The sequence below is a fragment of the Pseudomonas sp. JV414 genome, from assembly GCF_032424305.1.
In the GTDB taxonomy this organism is placed as follows: Bacteria; Pseudomonadota; Gammaproteobacteria; order Pseudomonadales; family Pseudomonadaceae; genus Aquipseudomonas; species Aquipseudomonas lini.
On sequence record NZ_VYKC01000004.1, the window covers coordinates 62,302 to 79,720 of the forward strand.

Annotated in this window: 18 protein-coding genes; 12 read left to right on the forward strand and 6 right to left on the reverse strand. The window is 57.2% G+C overall.

Features of this window, described 5'->3' with window-relative positions; genetic code table 11:
• Positions 1-232 precede the first annotated feature (232 nt).
• A complete protein-coding gene (locus tag F6R97_RS07420; RefSeq protein WP_038983652.1) occupies positions 233-541 on the forward strand; it encodes a hypothetical protein in 309 nt (102 codons plus the stop codon).
• A 65-nt stretch (positions 542-606) separates the two neighbouring features.
• Here the strand turns inward: F6R97_RS07420 and glp are convergent, their stop codons facing one another.
• Together glp and moaB are read right to left on the reverse strand one after the other, a co-directional pair.
• Positions 607-1,833, reverse strand: coding sequence for a gephyrin-like molybdotransferase Glp (glp, locus tag F6R97_RS07425; protein ID WP_038982253.1), 1,227 nt, complete (start codon positions 1,831-1,833; stop codon positions 607-609).
• Positions 1,817-2,356 carry a molybdenum cofactor biosynthesis protein B gene (moaB, locus tag F6R97_RS07430; RefSeq protein WP_008075630.1) on the reverse strand — a complete coding sequence of 180 codons (540 nt, stop codon included), beginning with the start codon at positions 2,354-2,356 and terminating at the stop codon, positions 1,817-1,819. Before moaB ends, glp begins: the two co-directional genes overlap by 17 nt.
• A gap of 81 nt (positions 2,357-2,437) precedes the next feature.
• Between moaB and mobA the strand changes: the two genes are divergently transcribed.
• On the forward strand, positions 2,438-3,040 hold the full coding sequence (mobA, locus tag F6R97_RS07435; protein ID WP_048397559.1) for a molybdenum cofactor guanylyltransferase MobA: 603 nt from the start codon (positions 2,438-2,440) through the stop codon (positions 3,038-3,040).
• 76 nt (positions 3,041-3,116) lie between these two features.
• The gene (locus F6R97_RS07440; protein WP_038982251.1) at positions 3,117-3,338 is read left to right on the forward strand and encodes a YgdI/YgdR family lipoprotein; all 222 of its coding nucleotides are present in this window, start codon (positions 3,117-3,119) and stop codon (positions 3,336-3,338) included.
• Between the two features lie 89 nt (positions 3,339-3,427).
• On the opposite strand, the gene F6R97_RS07445 is transcribed toward F6R97_RS07440, so the two are convergent.
• The 3 genes from F6R97_RS07445 to F6R97_RS07455 all read right to left on the reverse strand — a co-directional run bounded on the left by F6R97_RS07445 (position 3,428) and on the right by F6R97_RS07455 (position 5,111).
• Positions 3,428-4,318, reverse strand: coding sequence for a pseudouridine synthase (locus tag F6R97_RS07445; protein WP_048397561.1), 891 nt, complete (start codon positions 4,316-4,318; stop codon positions 3,428-3,430).
• Positions 4,319-4,390: 72 nt separating this feature from the next.
• Positions 4,391-4,711, reverse strand: coding sequence for a hypothetical protein (locus F6R97_RS07450; RefSeq protein WP_007895054.1), 321 nt, complete (start codon positions 4,709-4,711; stop codon positions 4,391-4,393).
• Positions 4,712-4,874: 163 nt separating this feature from the next.
• Positions 4,875-5,111, reverse strand: coding sequence for a glutaredoxin family protein (locus F6R97_RS07455; protein ID WP_038983650.1), 237 nt, complete (start codon positions 5,109-5,111; stop codon positions 4,875-4,877).
• 208 nt (positions 5,112-5,319) lie between these two features.
• Between F6R97_RS07455 and F6R97_RS07460 the strand changes: the two genes are divergently transcribed.
• Positions 5,320-7,032 carry a cation:proton antiporter gene (locus F6R97_RS07460; protein WP_038982249.1) on the forward strand — a complete coding sequence of 571 codons (1,713 nt, stop codon included), beginning with the start codon at positions 5,320-5,322 and terminating at the stop codon, positions 7,030-7,032.
• 1 nt (position 7,033) lies between these two features.
• Here the strand turns inward: F6R97_RS07460 and F6R97_RS07465 are convergent, their stop codons facing one another.
• Positions 7,034-8,242 (reverse strand): ammonium transporter, encoded by a 1,209-nt coding sequence (locus tag F6R97_RS07465; RefSeq protein WP_038983648.1) that lies wholly within the window; start codon positions 8,240-8,242, stop codon positions 7,034-7,036.
• Between the two features lie 305 nt (positions 8,243-8,547).
• On the opposite strand from F6R97_RS07465, the gene F6R97_RS07470 reads away from it, so the two are divergent.
• The 8 genes from F6R97_RS07470 to F6R97_RS07505 all read left to right on the forward strand — a co-directional run bounded on the left by F6R97_RS07470 (position 8,548) and on the right by F6R97_RS07505 (position 17,380).
• On the forward strand, positions 8,548-8,862 hold the full coding sequence (locus tag F6R97_RS07470) for a YqjD family protein (protein ID WP_008009371.1): 315 nt from the start codon (positions 8,548-8,550) through the stop codon (positions 8,860-8,862).
• Position 8,863: 1 nt separating this feature from the next.
• Positions 8,864-9,253 (forward strand): phage holin family protein, encoded by a 390-nt coding sequence (locus F6R97_RS07475; protein ID WP_007895049.1) that lies wholly within the window; start codon positions 8,864-8,866, stop codon positions 9,251-9,253.
• Positions 9,250-9,585 carry a hypothetical protein gene (locus tag F6R97_RS07480; RefSeq protein WP_038982248.1) on the forward strand — a complete coding sequence of 112 codons (336 nt, stop codon included), beginning with the start codon at positions 9,250-9,252 and terminating at the stop codon, positions 9,583-9,585. Before F6R97_RS07475 ends, F6R97_RS07480 begins: the two co-directional genes overlap by 4 nt.
• Before the next feature lie 122 nt (positions 9,586-9,707).
• Positions 9,708-10,871 (forward strand): EAL domain-containing protein, encoded by a 1,164-nt coding sequence (locus F6R97_RS07485; protein ID WP_038982247.1) that lies wholly within the window; start codon positions 9,708-9,710, stop codon positions 10,869-10,871.
• Between the two features lie 67 nt (positions 10,872-10,938).
• A complete protein-coding gene (locus F6R97_RS07490) occupies positions 10,939-12,270 on the forward strand; it encodes a deoxyguanosinetriphosphate triphosphohydrolase (RefSeq protein ID WP_038982246.1) in 1,332 nt (443 codons plus the stop codon).
• 169 nt (positions 12,271-12,439) lie between these two features.
• The gene (locus tag F6R97_RS07495; RefSeq protein WP_038982245.1) at positions 12,440-12,844 is read left to right on the forward strand and encodes a response regulator; all 405 of its coding nucleotides are present in this window, start codon (positions 12,440-12,442) and stop codon (positions 12,842-12,844) included.
• Between the two features lie 256 nt (positions 12,845-13,100).
• Complete coding sequence (locus tag F6R97_RS07500) at positions 13,101-13,727, forward strand: response regulator transcription factor (RefSeq protein WP_038982229.1); 627 nt, start codon at positions 13,101-13,103, stop codon at positions 13,725-13,727.
• 8 nt (positions 13,728-13,735) lie between these two features.
• A complete protein-coding gene (locus F6R97_RS07505) occupies positions 13,736-17,380 on the forward strand; it encodes a transporter substrate-binding domain-containing protein (RefSeq protein WP_038982228.1) in 3,645 nt (1,214 codons plus the stop codon).
• Positions 17,381-17,419 lie beyond the last annotated feature (39 nt).

Here is a 17,419-nt window from a genome sequence, read left to right on the forward strand (position 1 = left end):
GGAAACGTGAGTCCTACAGAGCGGTATTTTTTCTTACAAAACATGAGGAATCGGCTCAATTGACCCACCCGAACAATTGGTACACCGTTGGATCTCGGTTATCAGTTATCACCCGTTAATTTACACAGGGACGTGAAAACAATGAATGGAACCCCCTTAAGGGCCTCAAAAAGCGCAAGCAACAACGGCATCGATCACTTGAATGGTTTTAACGCAAGGGGCCAGTTTCTCCATGCAAAGCCATGACCTCAGACTACCGGTAACTCCGGTCGCGCCGTTCGCAGACAATCGCGCCAATCATCAGGCTGAACTCAAAAACAGCGCAAAGCCCGTCGGAGAAGTGGATATGGAATCTCGCGTCATTGAACTGGAGACACACCTCAAGTACATCCGAAGAGACACGGATGAAGTCCGGGGTGACGTCAAATCCATCAAACACAGGCTTGCCTATTCAGCTGGCGGAACAGCCGTGATCCTGGGACTTCTGACCTGGATCGCCAACAGCCGCTTCGACCAGGTCGTGACACTTCTGGCACATTAAGAAATGGTCATGCACGCAAGCCCGATGCGATCAACCGGGCTTGCGGGACAAAACCAGTGCCTGTATCAGCTCAAGACTTCACTCAGCGGGATGAAGCTCACACAATCACCCTCGATCAGCGTACGGCCCTCCAGCACTTCAACCAGACCGTCAGCCCAGGCAGCACTGCGCAGTACACCAGAGCTCTGATTCCTGTAGATGATTGCCCGACCATTCTCCAAACGTCCGCGCAAGTACTCACGTCGGTTACCAGCCTTGGGCCAGACAAACCCTGCCGGCACCTGAAACTTCAGGGGCTCGACTTCTTTTACCCCTTGGCGGCGCAAAAGGTAGGGCCTTGCCAACAGAGCAAAAGTCACCAGGGTCGATGCCGGATTGCCGGGTAAACCAATTACCGGCACGCCGCGAAAATGCCCGAACGTCAGCGGCTTACCTGGTTTGATGGCAAGCTTCCACAGGGTCAATTCGCCCTCTTCCCGCAAGGCAATGCCCAGAAAGTCGGCCTCTCCCACTGATACGCCACCGGTCGAGAGAATCAGGTCGACATCCTTCAACTCACCGAGGCGGGCCCGAGTGGTCGCTAAATCATCGGGAAGAATGCCGGCATCGATCACCTCACAACCCAAGCGCTGCAACCAGCTGCAGAGCAATACTCGATTGCTGTTGTAGATCTGTCCCGGCCCAAGGGCCTGACCTGGCTCAATCAACTCATCACCGGTAGACAAGACCGCAACACGAATTTTGCGAACCACGTCCAGCTCAGCGCATCCCAGCGATGCCGCCAGCCCCTGCTCGATAGGCCCCAGACGTGTTCCGGCGGGCAAGATCAGCTCACCGACAGTGGCTTCCTGACCTTGTGGACGGATGTTCTGTCTTGATGTCATGGTCTCGGTGAAACGTACCCGCTCATCCGCCTGAACTTCGGCGTTCTCCTGCATCTCGACACAGTCGGCACCTGCGGGCACAGGCGCGCCGGTGAAGATCCGCGCACAGGTACCCGGCTTCAAAGGTTCCGGGGCCTGGCCTGCAAAAATCTTCTGACTGACCACCAACGGCTCTCCCGTCCAGTCGGCCAGGTGCAAGGCATAACCGTCCATGGCACTGTTGGGCCAAGGCGGCAAATCCAGTGTCGAGACCAGGTCAGCGGCCAGTACACGCCCCTGAACCTGCGCCAACGGCAAGCGTTCGTGCTCACTAATTTTCGAGGCGTCGGCCATTTCCAGTAAACGCGCCAGTGCCACCTCGACAGCCATCAGACTGCCAGTCTTGCCTGGCTTACCCGCGGGTTTCACAGGGTGCCGCCTGTTTCAGATGGGCCACGAAATTGCACGGACGGTGACGCGAATCCAGTTGCTCGGCGAGAATGCCGTCCCAACCGGTGCGCACCGCATTGGTCGAGCCCGGCAAACAGCAAACCAGCGTGCCATTGGCCAGGCCGGCCAAGGCCCGGGACTGAACCGTCGAGGTGCCGATATCCGCTACCGATATCTGCCGGAACAATTCACCAAAACCATCGACCTGCTTATCCAGCAGGCAACTCACGGCTTCGGGTGTGCTGTCGCGACCGGTGAACCCGGTACCGCCGGTGATCAGCACCACTTGCACGACCTCATCGGCAATCCAGTTGGCGACTTGCGCGCGAATTTTGTAGAGGTCATCTTTAAGCAGTACACGGGCCGCCAGGTTATGACCGGCAGCGCTCAAGCGGTCGACGAAGACCTGGCCTGAGGTATCGGTTTCCAGGGTACGGGTATCGCTGACAGTCAGCACCGCGATGTTGAGCGGTGCGAAAGGTACATCAGCCTTGGCTTTCATAGGCTCGTCCAGTTGTAGGAGAAACAGCCCGGTGTTATATCACAGCGCCTCATTTTTTCGCCGCCCCCATGGAGAAGTGCGATGACCTCGAATACACCTCTGGCGCCTTGCTCCATTCTGCTCCTGGCGGGCGGGCGCGGCCAACGCATGGGCGGTCAGGACAAGGGTTTGCTGGATTGGCATGGCGAACCGCTGATCGCGCATCTGCACCGCAAGACGCGCCCGTTGAGTGATGACCTGATCATCTCCTGCAACAGAAACCTGGAAAAATATGCGCCTTATGCGGATCAGTTGGTCCATGACGACGAAGGCGACTTTCCAGGGCCGTTGGCCGGTATTCGCGCAGGCTTGAAAGCCGCCCGCCACACTCACCTACTGGTGCTGCCCTGCGATGTACCACGCATCGATGCTGCGCTGCTCCAGACTATGCGTGAAACCGCCGGCCAGCATCCGGACAAACCGCTGATGCTGCGCCATGGCGAACACTGGGAACCCTTGCTGTGCATGATTCCTGTCGCCCTTTCAGCGGCTTTCGAAACCGCCTGGAACGAAGGTGAGCGCAGCCCGGGTCGCCTTATGCGCAAGCTGGGCGCCACAGCCCTGCAATGCCTGGATAACGACCCTCGCCTGGCTAATCTCAATACGCCGGAACTGTTAAGCACACACCGCACTGTGTCAGACTGACACGCGAAGGAACTTGCGCGCGTTGTATACGTCTCAAGACCAGCAACCAAAAGAATTCCCATTCGGAGACACACTCATGACTCAACGGACCCTCGCCACTTTCATGCTCGCACTGGGCCTTGCCACCCTCGCCGGTTGCGCATCGCCTACAGTGATCACCTTGAATGACGGTCGAGAAATCCAGGCCGTCGACGCGCCTAAGTACGATGAAGAATCGGGCTTTTACGAATTCGAACAACTGGATGGCAAGCAAACCCGCGTCAACAAAGATCAGGTCCGTACCGTTAAAGATCTGTAATCTTTACGGCGACAACCAGATACAGAAAAGCCCGCTTTTAAAGCGGGCTTTTTCGTGGCTGAAGAAAAGCAGAGTCGTTAGCCCTGTGATCACCATTGCAAGGTGATGGTGCTTTCGAATTCTCTTTCCTGCCCCGTGACCGGATCGACAAATCGCAGCCCCTGGGCCAACAGCTTCAAGGGGTTGGCATAGTCATCTTCTACGTCCTTGAGCACCTGCGGATAGAACGGATCATTGCAGATGCTGGCCCCCAGGGCTGTCATGTGAACTCGCAACTGATGTTTCTTGCCCGTCACCGGGTACAGCGCAAAACGCCAGAGCTCACCGTTTTTTTCCCTGACCTCGATCGCCGTCTCGGTATTGCTGACGCCCGGACCTTCTTGCATGCGAAAAAACGGCTCGCCATTGACAAGTCGACTTTTATGGACCAGTGGGAAGGAGTGCTCAGGCAATGCCCGAGCGATTGCTTCATAGCGCTTTTCGATCTGGCGTGTAGGAAACAATGACTGATACGCCGACCGACTCTGCGGGTTGGCTGAAAATAGAACCAGCCCCGCCGTATGCCGGTCAATGCGATGTAAAGGCACCAGATGTGGGTTACCCAGGCGACGGATCAGCCGTCGCAGCAACGTCTGTTCCACGTATTCACCCGCCGGAGTCACGGGCAGAAAGTGCGGTTTGTCCGCTACCACCAGATGCTCGTCGGCATAGAGGATCGACTCCACCACCGGGATCGGTTTTTCGTCCGGCACCTCACGAAAATAATGAATCCGCAGGCCTTCCTTGTAAGGCAGGTCCAGGGCGATCGGCAGGCCTTGCCCATCGAGGACGCGACCGCGAGCAATTCTGTCCAGCCATTGTTCACGACCGATGGCGCTGAAGTGTTCGCACAGGCAATCGAGTACGGTCTGCCACGGCCCCGGCGGCAGATAGAGCGTGCTGGCCTGGTTATGTGCAGCAGAAAAAGATGAAATGGACATACGAAAAGCTCTAACCCTCAATGCAGGGCGGCATTATCCAACAGTGGCCGGAACGAACCTAGAAGAGAATCCTCAGGCCGGTATCGACTGTGTGCGAGCGGCCGCTTCGGTGAACTCCTTGAGCCAGCGCAGCACATCGACCGCTTCCCAGCGACCCGGATCATAAAGCGCATACAACAACCCCTGATAGCCCACGACATCCAGCTGCCGGTGATAGCCCGCACGCTGGAACAAGGCTTCGATCTCGGCGAAACAGGTATTGAAATGCAATTTGTTGAAGGGCGTTTTTCCCTCCGTGACCAGGCCATCCAAACGCAATTCGAGGACGGCCTCGCGCACCACGTCCGCCGACATCCGGTTCACGCTGTTCTTCAATTGCTCGACATTGACCAAGGTTCATCCCTCTGACGTCCGGGATCGGCTGCCAAACCCGAAAAGGGAAAAGCATGGCAGGCAATCGGAATAACTGTATGCGCATACAGTATCCGAATAACATCGGTTAAGCCAAGGTATCAATCATAAAGTTCGACACGCGGGAACATCGTCGCCGTCCCCCCTACCGCAGGAACGCTACCACTTCATCGGCACCGAACGGCCAGCCCAGCTCAGCGCCGGTATCGACCCGCCGCAACACCGGAATACGCAGACTGTAAGCTTCGAACCAGGTTTCATCGTCAGCGATATCCACCAGCTCCACCAACAGACCACGCTCGACAAATTCCATCAGCATGGCTTCGGCGAGTTCACAGAGATGGCAACCAATGGTGCCGAACAGCTGACATTCAGGAGGCATGACGACAAGACCCATCGAAGTAAGCGCTCATTCTAGGCCCGCTATCAAAAGCCGTCGAGCCGATGCCCTATCTGTCTGAGCAATGGCTGATTTCAAGAGATTTCGGCAAACTCCTGACGCACATCATTCGCCTCAACGGCCATTTGCACGATGCTCGCGTCTTTTTTACTTCTACGCTTGAGTAGCCAGAACCTCACCGGAGTTTTTTGTGTTCGCCAATCTGTTGATCATCTTCACCTCCTCCCTGGTGGTGATTGCACTGTTCCAGCGTCTGCGCTTGCCACCGGTGCTGGGCTACCTGTGCGTGGGGCTGATGATCGGGCCGACCGCGTTCAACTGGGTGAATGAAAGTGAAGAGTTGCCCGACCTTGCCGAGTTGGGCGTAGTGTTCTTGCTGTTCTCCCTCGGGCTTGAGTTTTCCCTGTCGAAAATGCTCGCACTGCGCCAAGTGGTTTTTGGCCTGGGCAGCCTGCAAGTGCTGCTTTCCGGGATAGTGCTGGGGGGGTTGCTGATGTTGTTTGGCATGCCAACCACGCCTGCACTGTTACTCGGGGCCGGTTTGGCGTTGTCGTCCACCGCCATTGTCAGCAAGGAGTTAAGCAGCCTCGGTGAGCTTTTCAGCCGCCACGGCCAGAATGCCATCGCCGTGCTGTTGTTCCAGGACGTGGTCGCGGTGTTGCTACTGACCCTGGTGCCGGTGTTCGCAGGCACCAGCGACCAGGTTTGGTATTGGGCTCTGCCATTGACGCTGGGCAAGACTATCGTGCTGTTCGTCGGTCTGCTGCTGGTCAGTCGCTGGTTTTTGCCACGGCTGTTTCATGAAGTCGCCGCGTCCCGGTCCGCTGAGCTGTTCGTGCTGTTGGCGCTGGTGATCGTTCTGCTGACGGCCTGGCTGACTCACCTGCTCGGCCTCTCCCCAGCCCTGGGCGCCTTTCTCGCCGGCATGCTGCTGGGGGAAAGCCACTACCGACATCAGATCGAGGCGGACATCCGTCCGTTTCGCGACATTCTGCTCGGGGTGTTCTTCGTCAGTATCGGCATGTTGATCGACTTGCGCTTGTTTGCCAGCCACGGATTGCTGATTCTCGGTCTGACGCTGGGGCTGCTGCTGATCAAAGGCACCGTGGTCGCGCTGCTGGTCAAATGGCGCGGCAGCGATGTCGAAACCGCCTGGCGCAGCGGTCTGGCATTGGCTCAAGGGGGCGAATTCTGCTTTGCCCTGATGACGCAAATGCAGCAAAACAAACTGATGCCCGCCGACTTCGGTGGCCTGCTGCTGGCCGCCACGTTCTGCTCGATGTTGGTGACGCCTTTACTGCTACGCGCCGCTCCCCACATCGCCACACGCCTGCACCACAAGCCCAACGAAGAAGCCGAACTCGAAGAAATCAGCGCGCTCAACGCGGGCTTGCACAATCACGTAGTGATCTGTGGGTATGGCCGTGTAGGTCAGTCCATCGGGCGCGTCCTGCGTAATGTGCATCAACCTTACATTGCGCTGGATACCGACCCGGTGCGGGTCCAGGAAGCAGCCGTCAATGAAAGCTGTGTTCATTACGGCGACTCACGTCGCGGCGAACTGCTGGTCGCGATAGGGTTGGAACGCGCCAGACTGCTGGTGGTCGCCGTGGACCAGACGGACATCGCACTATTGATACTCAAGGAAGCGCGCCGCTTCAACCCGAGCGTGCCGGTCCTGGTGCGCACACGGGACGACAGTCAGTTGGCCGAGTTGAAGGCGGCCGGTGCCAGCGAAGTCGTACCCGAGTTGCTGGAGTCGAGCCTGATGCTCGCCTCCCATGCGCTGATCATGCTGGGCATTCCCGGCCAACAGGTGCAAGACCGGGTCGACCAGGTACGGCATGACCGTTATCGCCTGCTGCATGGTTTCTACCCCGGCACCGACGATGAAGAACGCTGATTCAATCCTGACTCACGGCACCGATCTTGTGCACCGACAAGTCCGCGCCGTAGTACTCCTCCTCCTGGCTCAGGCGCAGACCATACAACGCATTGATCGCTCCATACACCGCAAAACCACCGACCAGCGCCACGATCACCCCCAGAGAAGTGCCGATCAACTGACTGATCAGGCTCACGCCCCCCAAACCACCCAAGGCGGTTTGACCGAAGATGCCGCAAGCGATCCCGCCCCAGACACCACACAGTCCATGCAAAGGCCAGACGCCCAGCACATCGTCGATATGCCATTTGCCTTGGGCGGCGGTAAAGCACCAGACAAACAGTGCCCCGGCGATGGCTCCGGTCACCAATGCGCCCACCGGGTGCATCAGATCCGAGCCGGCGCAGATCGCCACCAGTCCGGCCAATGGGCCGTTATGCAGAAAGCCCGGGTCATTGCGGCCGATGATCAACGCCGCCACGGTGCCACCGACCATGGCCATCAACGAATTCACCGCCACCAGCCCGCTGACACCTTGCAGGGTCTGGGCGCTCATCACGTTGAAGCCGAACCAGCCGACGATCAGAATCCAAGAACCCAACGCCAGAAAGGGAATGCTCGACGGTGCGAAAGCCACCAGTCGTCCGTCGCGATAACGACCTTGCCTTGGACCGAGCAACAACACCGCCGCGAGTGCCAGCCAGCCGCCCATGGCGTGAACCACCACGGAGCCTGCGAAGTCATGGAAGTTGGCGCCAAAGCGCTCCAGCAACCAGGCTTGCAGACCAAAATTGCCATTCCAGATCATGCCTTCGAAGAAGGGATAGATGAACGCTACGATCAGCGCCGTCGCACACAATTGAGGTGCGAACCGGGCGCGCTCGGCGATGCCTCCGGAAATGATTGCCGGTATCGCCGCAGCAAAGGTCAGCAGAAAGAAAAATTTCACCAGCCCATAGCCATGATCGGCGGTGATCACCGCCGCCGGCTGCATGAAAGTGACTCCGTAGGAAATCCAATAGCCTATAAAGAAATAGGCCAGGGTCGAAATGGCGAAGTCGCTGAGGATTTTCGACAAGGCATTGACCTGGTTTTTTTGTCGAACCGTACCCACCTCGAGAAAGGCGAAACCGGCGTGCATGGCCAGGACCATGACCGCACCGATAAGGATGAACAACGTGTTGGAGCTATGGACCAGACTGTCCACAGCACTTTGCAGATTTTCCATGGATTGGCAGACCTGAAGGCTGAAAAAAGCACCAAAGCAGTTCGCGTAGATGGCTGACGCACCAAGTTGCAGCTCATCCAGACCACAGCGTTTATCTGGATGAACCGCTTTGGCGCACAAGACCGCAGCCTCCGCGCGAGTTTTGATTATTTGAGTTAAGGTTTTCCTGAAATCATGCCCAGCAACAGCGCAACAGCGCAGGCTGGCGCACCACGACACAGCAAAAGTTGTACCAGTCATTTGTACTGAACCTTCACACAAGGCTCATACTCGAACGCTTCAGAAGCCACTTACGGAGATCACCAATGGCCCGCACCACAGCAAAGACTGCTCAAGAAGTTCTGATGGAAGATTTTCAGACACTGGTCACCGACACTGAAAGATTGCTGGAACACACCAAATCCCTGGCTGGCGATCAAGCCGATGAGTTGCGCCAGCAGATCCATGACAGTCTGCTGCGCGCGCGGGAAACCCTGAGATTGACCGAAGACTCTGTGCGCGAGCGCGGCAAAGCCGCTGTCACCGCCACGGAAGATTACGTCCAGGCCAACCCATGGCAATCGGTCGGAATCGCGGCTGGCGTGGGCTTCCTGATCGGCCTGCTGGCCACTCGGCGCTGATATGGCGATCGGCGAATCCGGCCCGTCCGCGACGGGCACCGGCTCATCACCGCGGCGCCTCGGTGCCGCGTTTCTTGGACTGCTGCACAGTCATGTCGAGTTGTTTGGCATTGAATTGCAGGAACAAAAAGCACGCACCGTAAGCCTGTTGCTGTTTGCAGGCCTCACGCTGGTCTTTGCCTTGTTGTTGCTGGTGGGGTTGTCGACGCTGGTGTTGATCCTGTTTTGGGACACCTATCGCCTGGCCGCAATCATCGGGCTCTGTGTGTTCTATACCCTCGCCGCGTTGTTCTGTGCGATGCGCTTGAGAGCAGCGATTTTCGATGAGTCCTCGCCCTTCCACGGCACCCTGGAAGAGTTGGCCAATGATCGGGAGCGCCTGTTGCCATGAGCATGTCTGAACTTCCCCGCAACAGCTCGCGCACGGAAATGCGCAAGGCGCTGATTCGCCTGCGCATGGAAATGCATCGCCAGGAAATCCGCCACGAGTCCCAACACCTGCTGCATCCCCTGCAACGGGTGCGTGGCATGACGCAAAATCTGCAAGACGGCCTCGGCATCAAACACGCCCCGCTCTGGGGCATCGCGGCCGTGATCGGGTTGGGCTTTCTGACCGGCAAGGGTGCCAAGGGTGGTATCGGCAGCCTGACTCGGCTGGCTCGCTTGGGCGTCACGCTGGGGCCACTGATCAAGCTGATCATGCAGAATTCGCGCAAACACTAATCAGTCCTGTTTGGCTGCATTCTGCACACCACCGGGATTAGCCTCTTTTATCGAGAGGTTAGTCCTGCGTGCCTGCTTGGTGTCCAGGTTTACCCAGAACAAAACCTCACTAAGGAGGCCTCGTGATCGACGGGCAACCGCTCGCCTGCTTTCAGCCGTTTATCGATACCGCCACGGGCCGCATCGCTGGCGTCGAAGCGCTGGGTCGACTGCGTCAGGCCGACGACCAACTGACCTCGGTAGGACCGCTGTTCGCCGACCCACGAACGCCCGCCATCGCCCTGCGTCGTCTCGATCGCCAGATTCGCGATAATGCCCTGAGCCGTCTGCATGAAGCGCCCCCAGACTGGTTTCTCAGCCTGAACATATCGCCCCGCTGGATCAGCCGCTTGCGCCGGGACCAGGCACTGCCGAGCCTCAAGCAACTGAGCAGGCATGGCGTCGACGCGCAACGAATCGTCTTCGAAATCACCGAACTGGGCGGCGACAGCCAGCGTCTTGCCGAAGTCGTGGCCCGCTACCGACAAGCCGGGGCGCGGATCGCCATCGATGATTTCGGTGCCGGTTACTCTCAGCTTGATCGCGTGCTGGCCCTGCAACCGGACATTCTCAAGCTCGACATGCGGCTGTTCCAGGCCGCCGCATTGGGTGGCCCCAGCAGCGACGTGGTAAAGGCCCTGGCGCAAATGGCGGAAAAAACCGGGTGCTGGATTATCGCTGAGGGCGTGGAAACCGAAGCTCAACTGAATTTTGCCCTGGAGTGTGGTTCACGCTACGTACAGGGCTTTCTGTTTGCCCGCGCGCAAGCTGATTTCTTCGCCACAGATGCCTTTGTCGAGCGCTTCGCACAACTGCGCCAGCGCTATGTTCAGCAAAAACTGGCTGAGCGCGCACGCCTGATGATCATGCGCCAGCAACTCAGCGAATTGATGACCATCCTGCAAGCCTGGGCTCAAGCCAGCGCGCCCCTCAGCACCTTGCCGCAACTGGAAGCGTTTCCCTGGTTGTTGCGTTTTTATCAATGCGACCGCCACGGCACGCAGCTGACCCCCAACCTGGAATGGCGCAACAACGGTTGGGAGGCGGATAACCGCTACCTGGGCCATAACTGGTCATGGCGCCCCTACTTTTATCACTTGCTGGCCGAGGGTTGGGACGAGCGCCGGCTGACGCTTTCCAACACCTACCGCGACGCCACCAGCAATCAGTACTGCCTCACCGCCGGGCAATTTTTCGACAATGGCGAGCGATTGCTGCTCATCGATATCGATGCCGCGGGGCTGTAGTTCTTCTTGCAGGGACCGGCACGAACCGGGAAGCTAGGGAATCAGTCACCTGACGGAGAAACCAGCCTTGGATTGGCAAACCCTGCTTACCCGCGAACGCCTCGGAAAGCCTGTGCACAGCCCGGAAGAACTCGGCCGCAGCCCTTTCCATAAAGACCACGACCGCATCATTTTCTCGGGCGCGTTTCGCCGTCTCGGGCGTAAGACCCAGGTCCATCCGGTCTCCAGCAACGATCACATCCACACGCGCCTGACCCACTCACTGGAAGTCAGTTGCGTCGGTCGTTCGTTGGGCATGCGCGTCGGTGAAACCATCCGTAGCGCCCTGCCCGACTGGTGCGAACCGAGCGACCTGGGAATGGTGGTGCAATCGGCTTGCCTGGCCCATGACATCGGTAATCCGCCCTTCGGTCATTCCGGTGAAGACGCGATCCGCCACTGGTTCCAGCAGGCCGCAGGCCGTGGCTGGCTGGATGCGATGAACGAAGCCGAACGCAATGACTTCCTCAATTTCGAAGGCAATGCCCAAGGTTTCCGGGTGCTTACCCAGCTTGAATACCACCAGTTCGAAGGGGGAACCCGGCTGACCTACGCCACGCTGGGCACCTACCTAAAATACCCGTGGACGGCTCGGCACGCCGACTCACTGGGCTACAAGAAGCACAAGTTCGGTTGCTATCAGAGCGAACTGCCGCTGCTGGAACAGATCGCTCAAAAGCTCGGCCTGCCCCAGCTGGACGAACAGCGCTGGGCGCGCCATCCACTGGTGTACCTGATGGAGGCCGCCGACGACATTTGCTACGCGCTGATCGATCTGGAAGATGGCCTGGAAATGGAGCTGCTGGAATACGCCGAAGTCGAGTCCCTGCTGCTGGACCTGGTGGGCGACGACCTCCCGGAAACCTATCGCCAGCTCGGTTCGCAGGATTCGCGTCGGCGCAAACTGGCGATCCTGCGGGGCAAAGCCATCGAACACCTGACCAACGCAGCAGCCCGAGCGTTCGTCGAGCAACAAGACGCGCTACTGGCCGGCACGCTGCCTGGCGACCTGGTGGAACACATGCATGGCCCCGCCAAACGCTGCGTCTTGAATGCCAAGGACATGGCGCGCAAAAAAATCTTCCAGGACAAGCGCAAGACGCTCCATGAAATCGGCGCCTACACCACCCTTGAAATCCTGCTCAACGCCTTTTGCGGCGCGGCACTAGAGCAGCACAACGGCCGTACGCCATCCTTCAAGCACCGTCGCATACTCGACCTGTTGGGCAACAATGCACCCGATCCTCACGGCCCTTTACACACTTCCTTCTTGCGCATGATTGATTTCATCGCCGGCATGACCGACAGCTATGCCGGTGAAATGGCGCTGGAAATGACCGGTCGTTCAAGCCACCGATAAAACGTATCGATCAGCCGTGTCAGAGAGCTCTGAGCGGCTGATCGAATTTCTCGACAATCATCCGTATTTCAACGTCAACAGAATCGCCCTACACCTTGTGCAGAGCTGACTGATCGATTGTTCGGCCGTCTCGCGAAATAATCACCCTCCCCTGCTCGACAGATGACGCATGAAAACTCCTATGTTCAAACATGATTGGCGCATCCTGCTGGTGGAAGATCATCCCTTTCAGCTACGGGCGACTCAGTACCTGCTCGAGAGTTATGGCTTCACCCAACTGACCGCCACTGACAGTGCCAAAGGCGCCTTGCAACAAATGCTCAAGGTTGCGCAACCGTTCGATATTCTTCTGTGCGATCAATGCCTGCCCGACCTTCCCGGCCTTGATTTGATTGAATACGCCAGTCACCGGGGGATGATCAGACAGGCCATACTTCTGAGCAGCCTGACATCCGTCGAACTGGACAAACTTAAAATAATGGCCTACGAACATGGACTACCCTTGCTCGGTTACTTGATCAAGCCATTGAAACAATCAGACTTCAGAAACTTGTTGACCTTGGCCTCAGCATAAAAACACGAGAACCCAAACGTACTAAAACAATGACCAACATATAGGTCCAAACCTCCAACTCAATACTTTCAACCTCTTGACTAGTCTTACCAAATTTTTGCCTTTCCTCATGCAAAACCTAGTTGATACGTAGTCCCATTCTTCTTCATTTGTAGGACTTTTCCTATATTGCCGCTACAGCCCCCTCAGTTCATGCGGCCCCTCAACTATCTGAGCTAAGGTGCGCGCTTTATTTGTGCACGTATGGGATTTGATTATGAACTCCGTTTTTATTGTCGACGATCACCCTGTCATCCGCCTTGCCGTTCGAATGCTGCTGGAACATGAAGGTTACAAAGTCGTCGGCGAAACTGACAATGGGGTCGATGCAATGCAGATGGTTCGCGAATGCATGCCAGACCTGATCATCCTCGACATCGGCATTCCAAAACTGGATGGACTGGAAGTTCTCTCCCGTTTCAACGCCATGAGTACACCATTAAAAACATTGGTATTAACTGCACAATGCCCGAAGCTTTTCGGTATTCGCTGCATGCAGTCCGGTGCATCGGGGTATGTATGCAAACAGGAAGAACTCAGTGAATTGATGAGCGCGATAAAAGCGGTTTTATCAGGTTACAACTATTTCCCCAGTCAGGCCTTGAACCCTGTTCGGTGTGACGACGCGCAGTGGGCCGATCTGGAGTTATTTAAATCCGTTAACGATCGAGAACTGATGGTGTTACAACTTTTCGCCCAAGGCCGCACCAATAAAGAAATTGCCAAGGGTATGTTTCTCAGCAATAAAACTGTCAGCACTTATAAAAAACGACTCATGCAAAAACTCAAGGCCAAATCCCTGGTTGAACTCATCGATATGGCAAAACGTAACGCGTTAGTGTGAGAAACAGGATGCCCAGCCGTTTCAAGGATTATCTAATACTCATGGCCGCGGGTTTATGCCTGAGCACCTCAGTACTCGCGGCTCAGACGGCCAGCGAGCACTACACCCTGCTCAGTCGCTCGACGGCCGGACACATGGAAGTCCAACTGGATACCTCACAACGACAATGGGTTAAAGAAAAACGTGAATTGATCCTCGGTACATCGGCCCCGGATTATCCTCCTTTCGACCTGACCCTCAGCGGCCATGACTATGAAGGTTTCACCGCCGATTACGCAGGCATCCTTGGCAAGGCCATAGGGTTGCCGGTCAAGGTTCAGCGCTTCGCATCCCGGGGGGCCGCGATCGAGGCGCTGGAAAAAGGCCAGGTCGATATGCTCGGCACCGCCAATGGCTTCGAGGCCGACAATGCCGACATTGCCCTATCCACGCCTTATGCGGTGGATCAACCCGTACTGGTGACACGAGAAGGAGAAACCAGGTCGCTGACCGATGGACTTGCCGGCATGCGGCTGAGCATGGTGTATCACTATCTGCCTCTGGACGAGGTCAGGGCGCTGTATCCGAAGGCAATCATCACCTCCTATCCGTCCTACCAGAATGCAATCAATGCGGTTGCCTTCGACCAGGCCGACGTTTTTCTCGGCGACACCATTTCAACCCACTACATGATCAACAAGGGGTATCTGAACAACATCCGCATGGCCAACTTCGGTAAACACGAAGCCCATGGTTTCAGCTTTGCCGTGCAAAAGGACAACCCGGATCTGCTCGGGATCATCAACGCGGTACTCAAGACCATCCCCACCAGCGAGCGAGAAAACATCGCCAAGCGCTGGAGTGCCGGCAGCGACATACTTCTCACCGATCACAAACTGCAACTCAGCCACCGCGAAGAACGCTGGCTGGCACAACATCCAGTCGTGCGCGTCGTGGTCAATGAAGCGTTTGCGCCGCTGACGTTTTTCGACAGCGACGGCAACTTTCGAGGTGTCACGGCGGATTTGCTCGAGCTGATCAGATTGCGCACCGGTTTGCGTTTCGAAATCCAGCGCAGCCGAAGTGATGACGAGATGATCGAGCAGATCGCTAACCATCAGGCTGACCTGATCGCCGCCTTGCTCCCCAGCGTCCAACGTGAAACGACGTTGAACTTCAGCCGCCCCTATCTGGAAAACTCCTTTGTACTTCTGACGCGCAAAGCGGCCGACAGCCCGACAAACCTCACGCAATTGCAGGACAAACGCCTGGCCATCGCCCAAGGCCATCCACTGGTGGGTTACCTGCGCAGCGAGTTTCCGCGGATCAACCTGGTTGAAACCCCGGACACGTTCAGTGCCGTGGAGTTGCTCGCCGAGGGCCAGGCAGAAGGTGCGGTGAACTCTTTGGTGATTGCCAACTACTTCATCTCATCGCGGATCTTCGAACAGACACTTCAGATCAGCACCACCATCGGTACCCGACAGGCAGCGTTTTCCCTGGCAACCGGGCGCGACGCCAAAGAACTGAACGCCATCCTCGACAAGGCACTGCTGAGCATCGCACCGGAAGAGTTGGGCATTATCAACAACCGCTGGCGTGGCTATTCAGCGGCCACGCAAAGTACCTGGCGCAACTATCACCGCGTGTTCTATCAGATCGTTATCAGCGCCGGTGTATTGCTGCTGATATCCATTGCCTGGAACGCCTATATGCGTCGCCAGATAAAACAACGGCAGGCGGCCGAGCGCGCATTGAACGATCAACTTGAGTTCATGCGATCGCTGGTCAATGGCACGCCTCATCCGATCTACGTGCGTGATCGCCAGGGATTGCTGCAAAGCTGCAACGACAGTTACCTGCAAACCTTCTGCGCGAAACGCGAAGACATCATCGGTAAAGGTGTCATGCAGGGCAGCCTCGGCAACGCCTTCGAAGCACGGGAATATCAGGCGGACTACCAGCGCGTCATGGCCGAAGGGACGCCGCTGATTCTCGACCGTCCGTTGCACATCGACGACCGCAAGCTGACGATCTATCACTGGATTCTTCCCTATCGCGACTCGAGCGGTGACGTGCAAGGCATCATTGGCGGCTGGATCGACATCAGCGAACGCCGGCAACTGTTCGATGAGTTGCGGGCCGCTAAAGAGCAAGCCGATGCTGCCAACCGAGCTAAAAGTACCTTTCTGGCGACCATGAGCCATGAGATCCGCACGCCCATGAACGCAATCATCGGCATGCTCGAACTGACGCTTAAACGTATCGATCACAGTCATCCGGATCGACCCGCCATCGATGTCGCGTACCACTCGGCGAAAGACCTGCTGGAACTGATCGGGGACATTCTCGATATTGCGCATATCGAATCGGGGCGTCTGAGCCTGAACCCGGAGCGCGTCAATCTGGCTGAAACCGTAGCCTCCGTGGTGCGAATTTTCGACGGGTTGGCCCGGCAGAAAAACCTCGGACTGCAACTGGAATTCAGCCCTGCCAAACCGGCGACCGATGTCGTGTTGGACCCGATGCGCTTCAAGCAGGTGCTGTCCAATCTGATCAGCAATGCCATCAAGTTCACGCAACAGGGCCAAGTCAGGATCAGCGTCGAGTTGCAGCCGACCGACGAGCCCGACCGGGTCCAGTTGCAGTTGCGGGTTGAAGACAGTGGCGCAGGGATCAGCGAACAGGATCAACAGCGCTTGTTCGAGCCCTTCGTCCAGGCCGATAACTCCGGCCAGTTAGCCAGAAGCGGTGCGGGGCTGGGCCTGGTGATCAGCCGCAATCTGTGCGAAATGATGGGCGGCAGCCTGCAATTGAACAGTCAGTCGGGAGTCGGCACCCAGGTCCGGGTTTCGCTGAACCTGGCCACCCTGCCGACAGAACGGATGCCGGAACCTGCCGAGCTGCAAATCCACCCGAGCACTGCCCCCTTGAACGTTCTGGTGGTCGATGATCACCCCGCCAATCGCTTGCTCATGTGCCAGCAACTGGAGTTTCTGGGGCATCGGTTCAACGTCGCAGCGGATGGCGAGGCGGGGTTCGAGGCATGGAAGAATCAGCCATTCGATTTGGTGATTGCTGATTGCAACATGCCGATCATGAATGGATATGAGCTGGTCCGTGCCATTCGCCAACATGAACAGCACCTGCAGCGCCCTCCCTGCACCGTTCTGGGTTTCACCGCCAACGCGCAGCCGGAGGAAAGACAACGCTGCAAACTGGCCGGGATGGACGATTGCCTGTTCAAACCCCTCAGCCTGACGGCCTTGAGCCAATGGGTCGAAGGCATCACGCCGATGGTCCGCGAGCCAGCCTTCAGTCTGGAGGGGCTGCACCTGTTGACCGGTGGCAACCCGACACTGAACCAGCGATTGTTGACCGAACTGCTTAACAGCAACCGCCTGGACCGAAAAGCGCTGCTGGCGTTATCCGAGTCAAAGGACCGGCAGTCACTCCTCGACATTGCCCACAAAATCAAGGGCGCGGCCCGAATCGTCCAGGCATCCCGGCTGATCGACAGCTGCGAGGCGCTCGAACAGGCCTGCAATAACAGGCTCCACCACGATGAAGTGGCCAATTGCAGCAAGTCCATGGAGCGCGCCATGCTCGAACTGGAGCAGGCATTGCAACAACAGATGGCACGCCATGACAAAAGCAGAATGAAGGAGCATTAACTATGCTTGGGGGCTGAGCAGTGTGTTAATCATCATGGA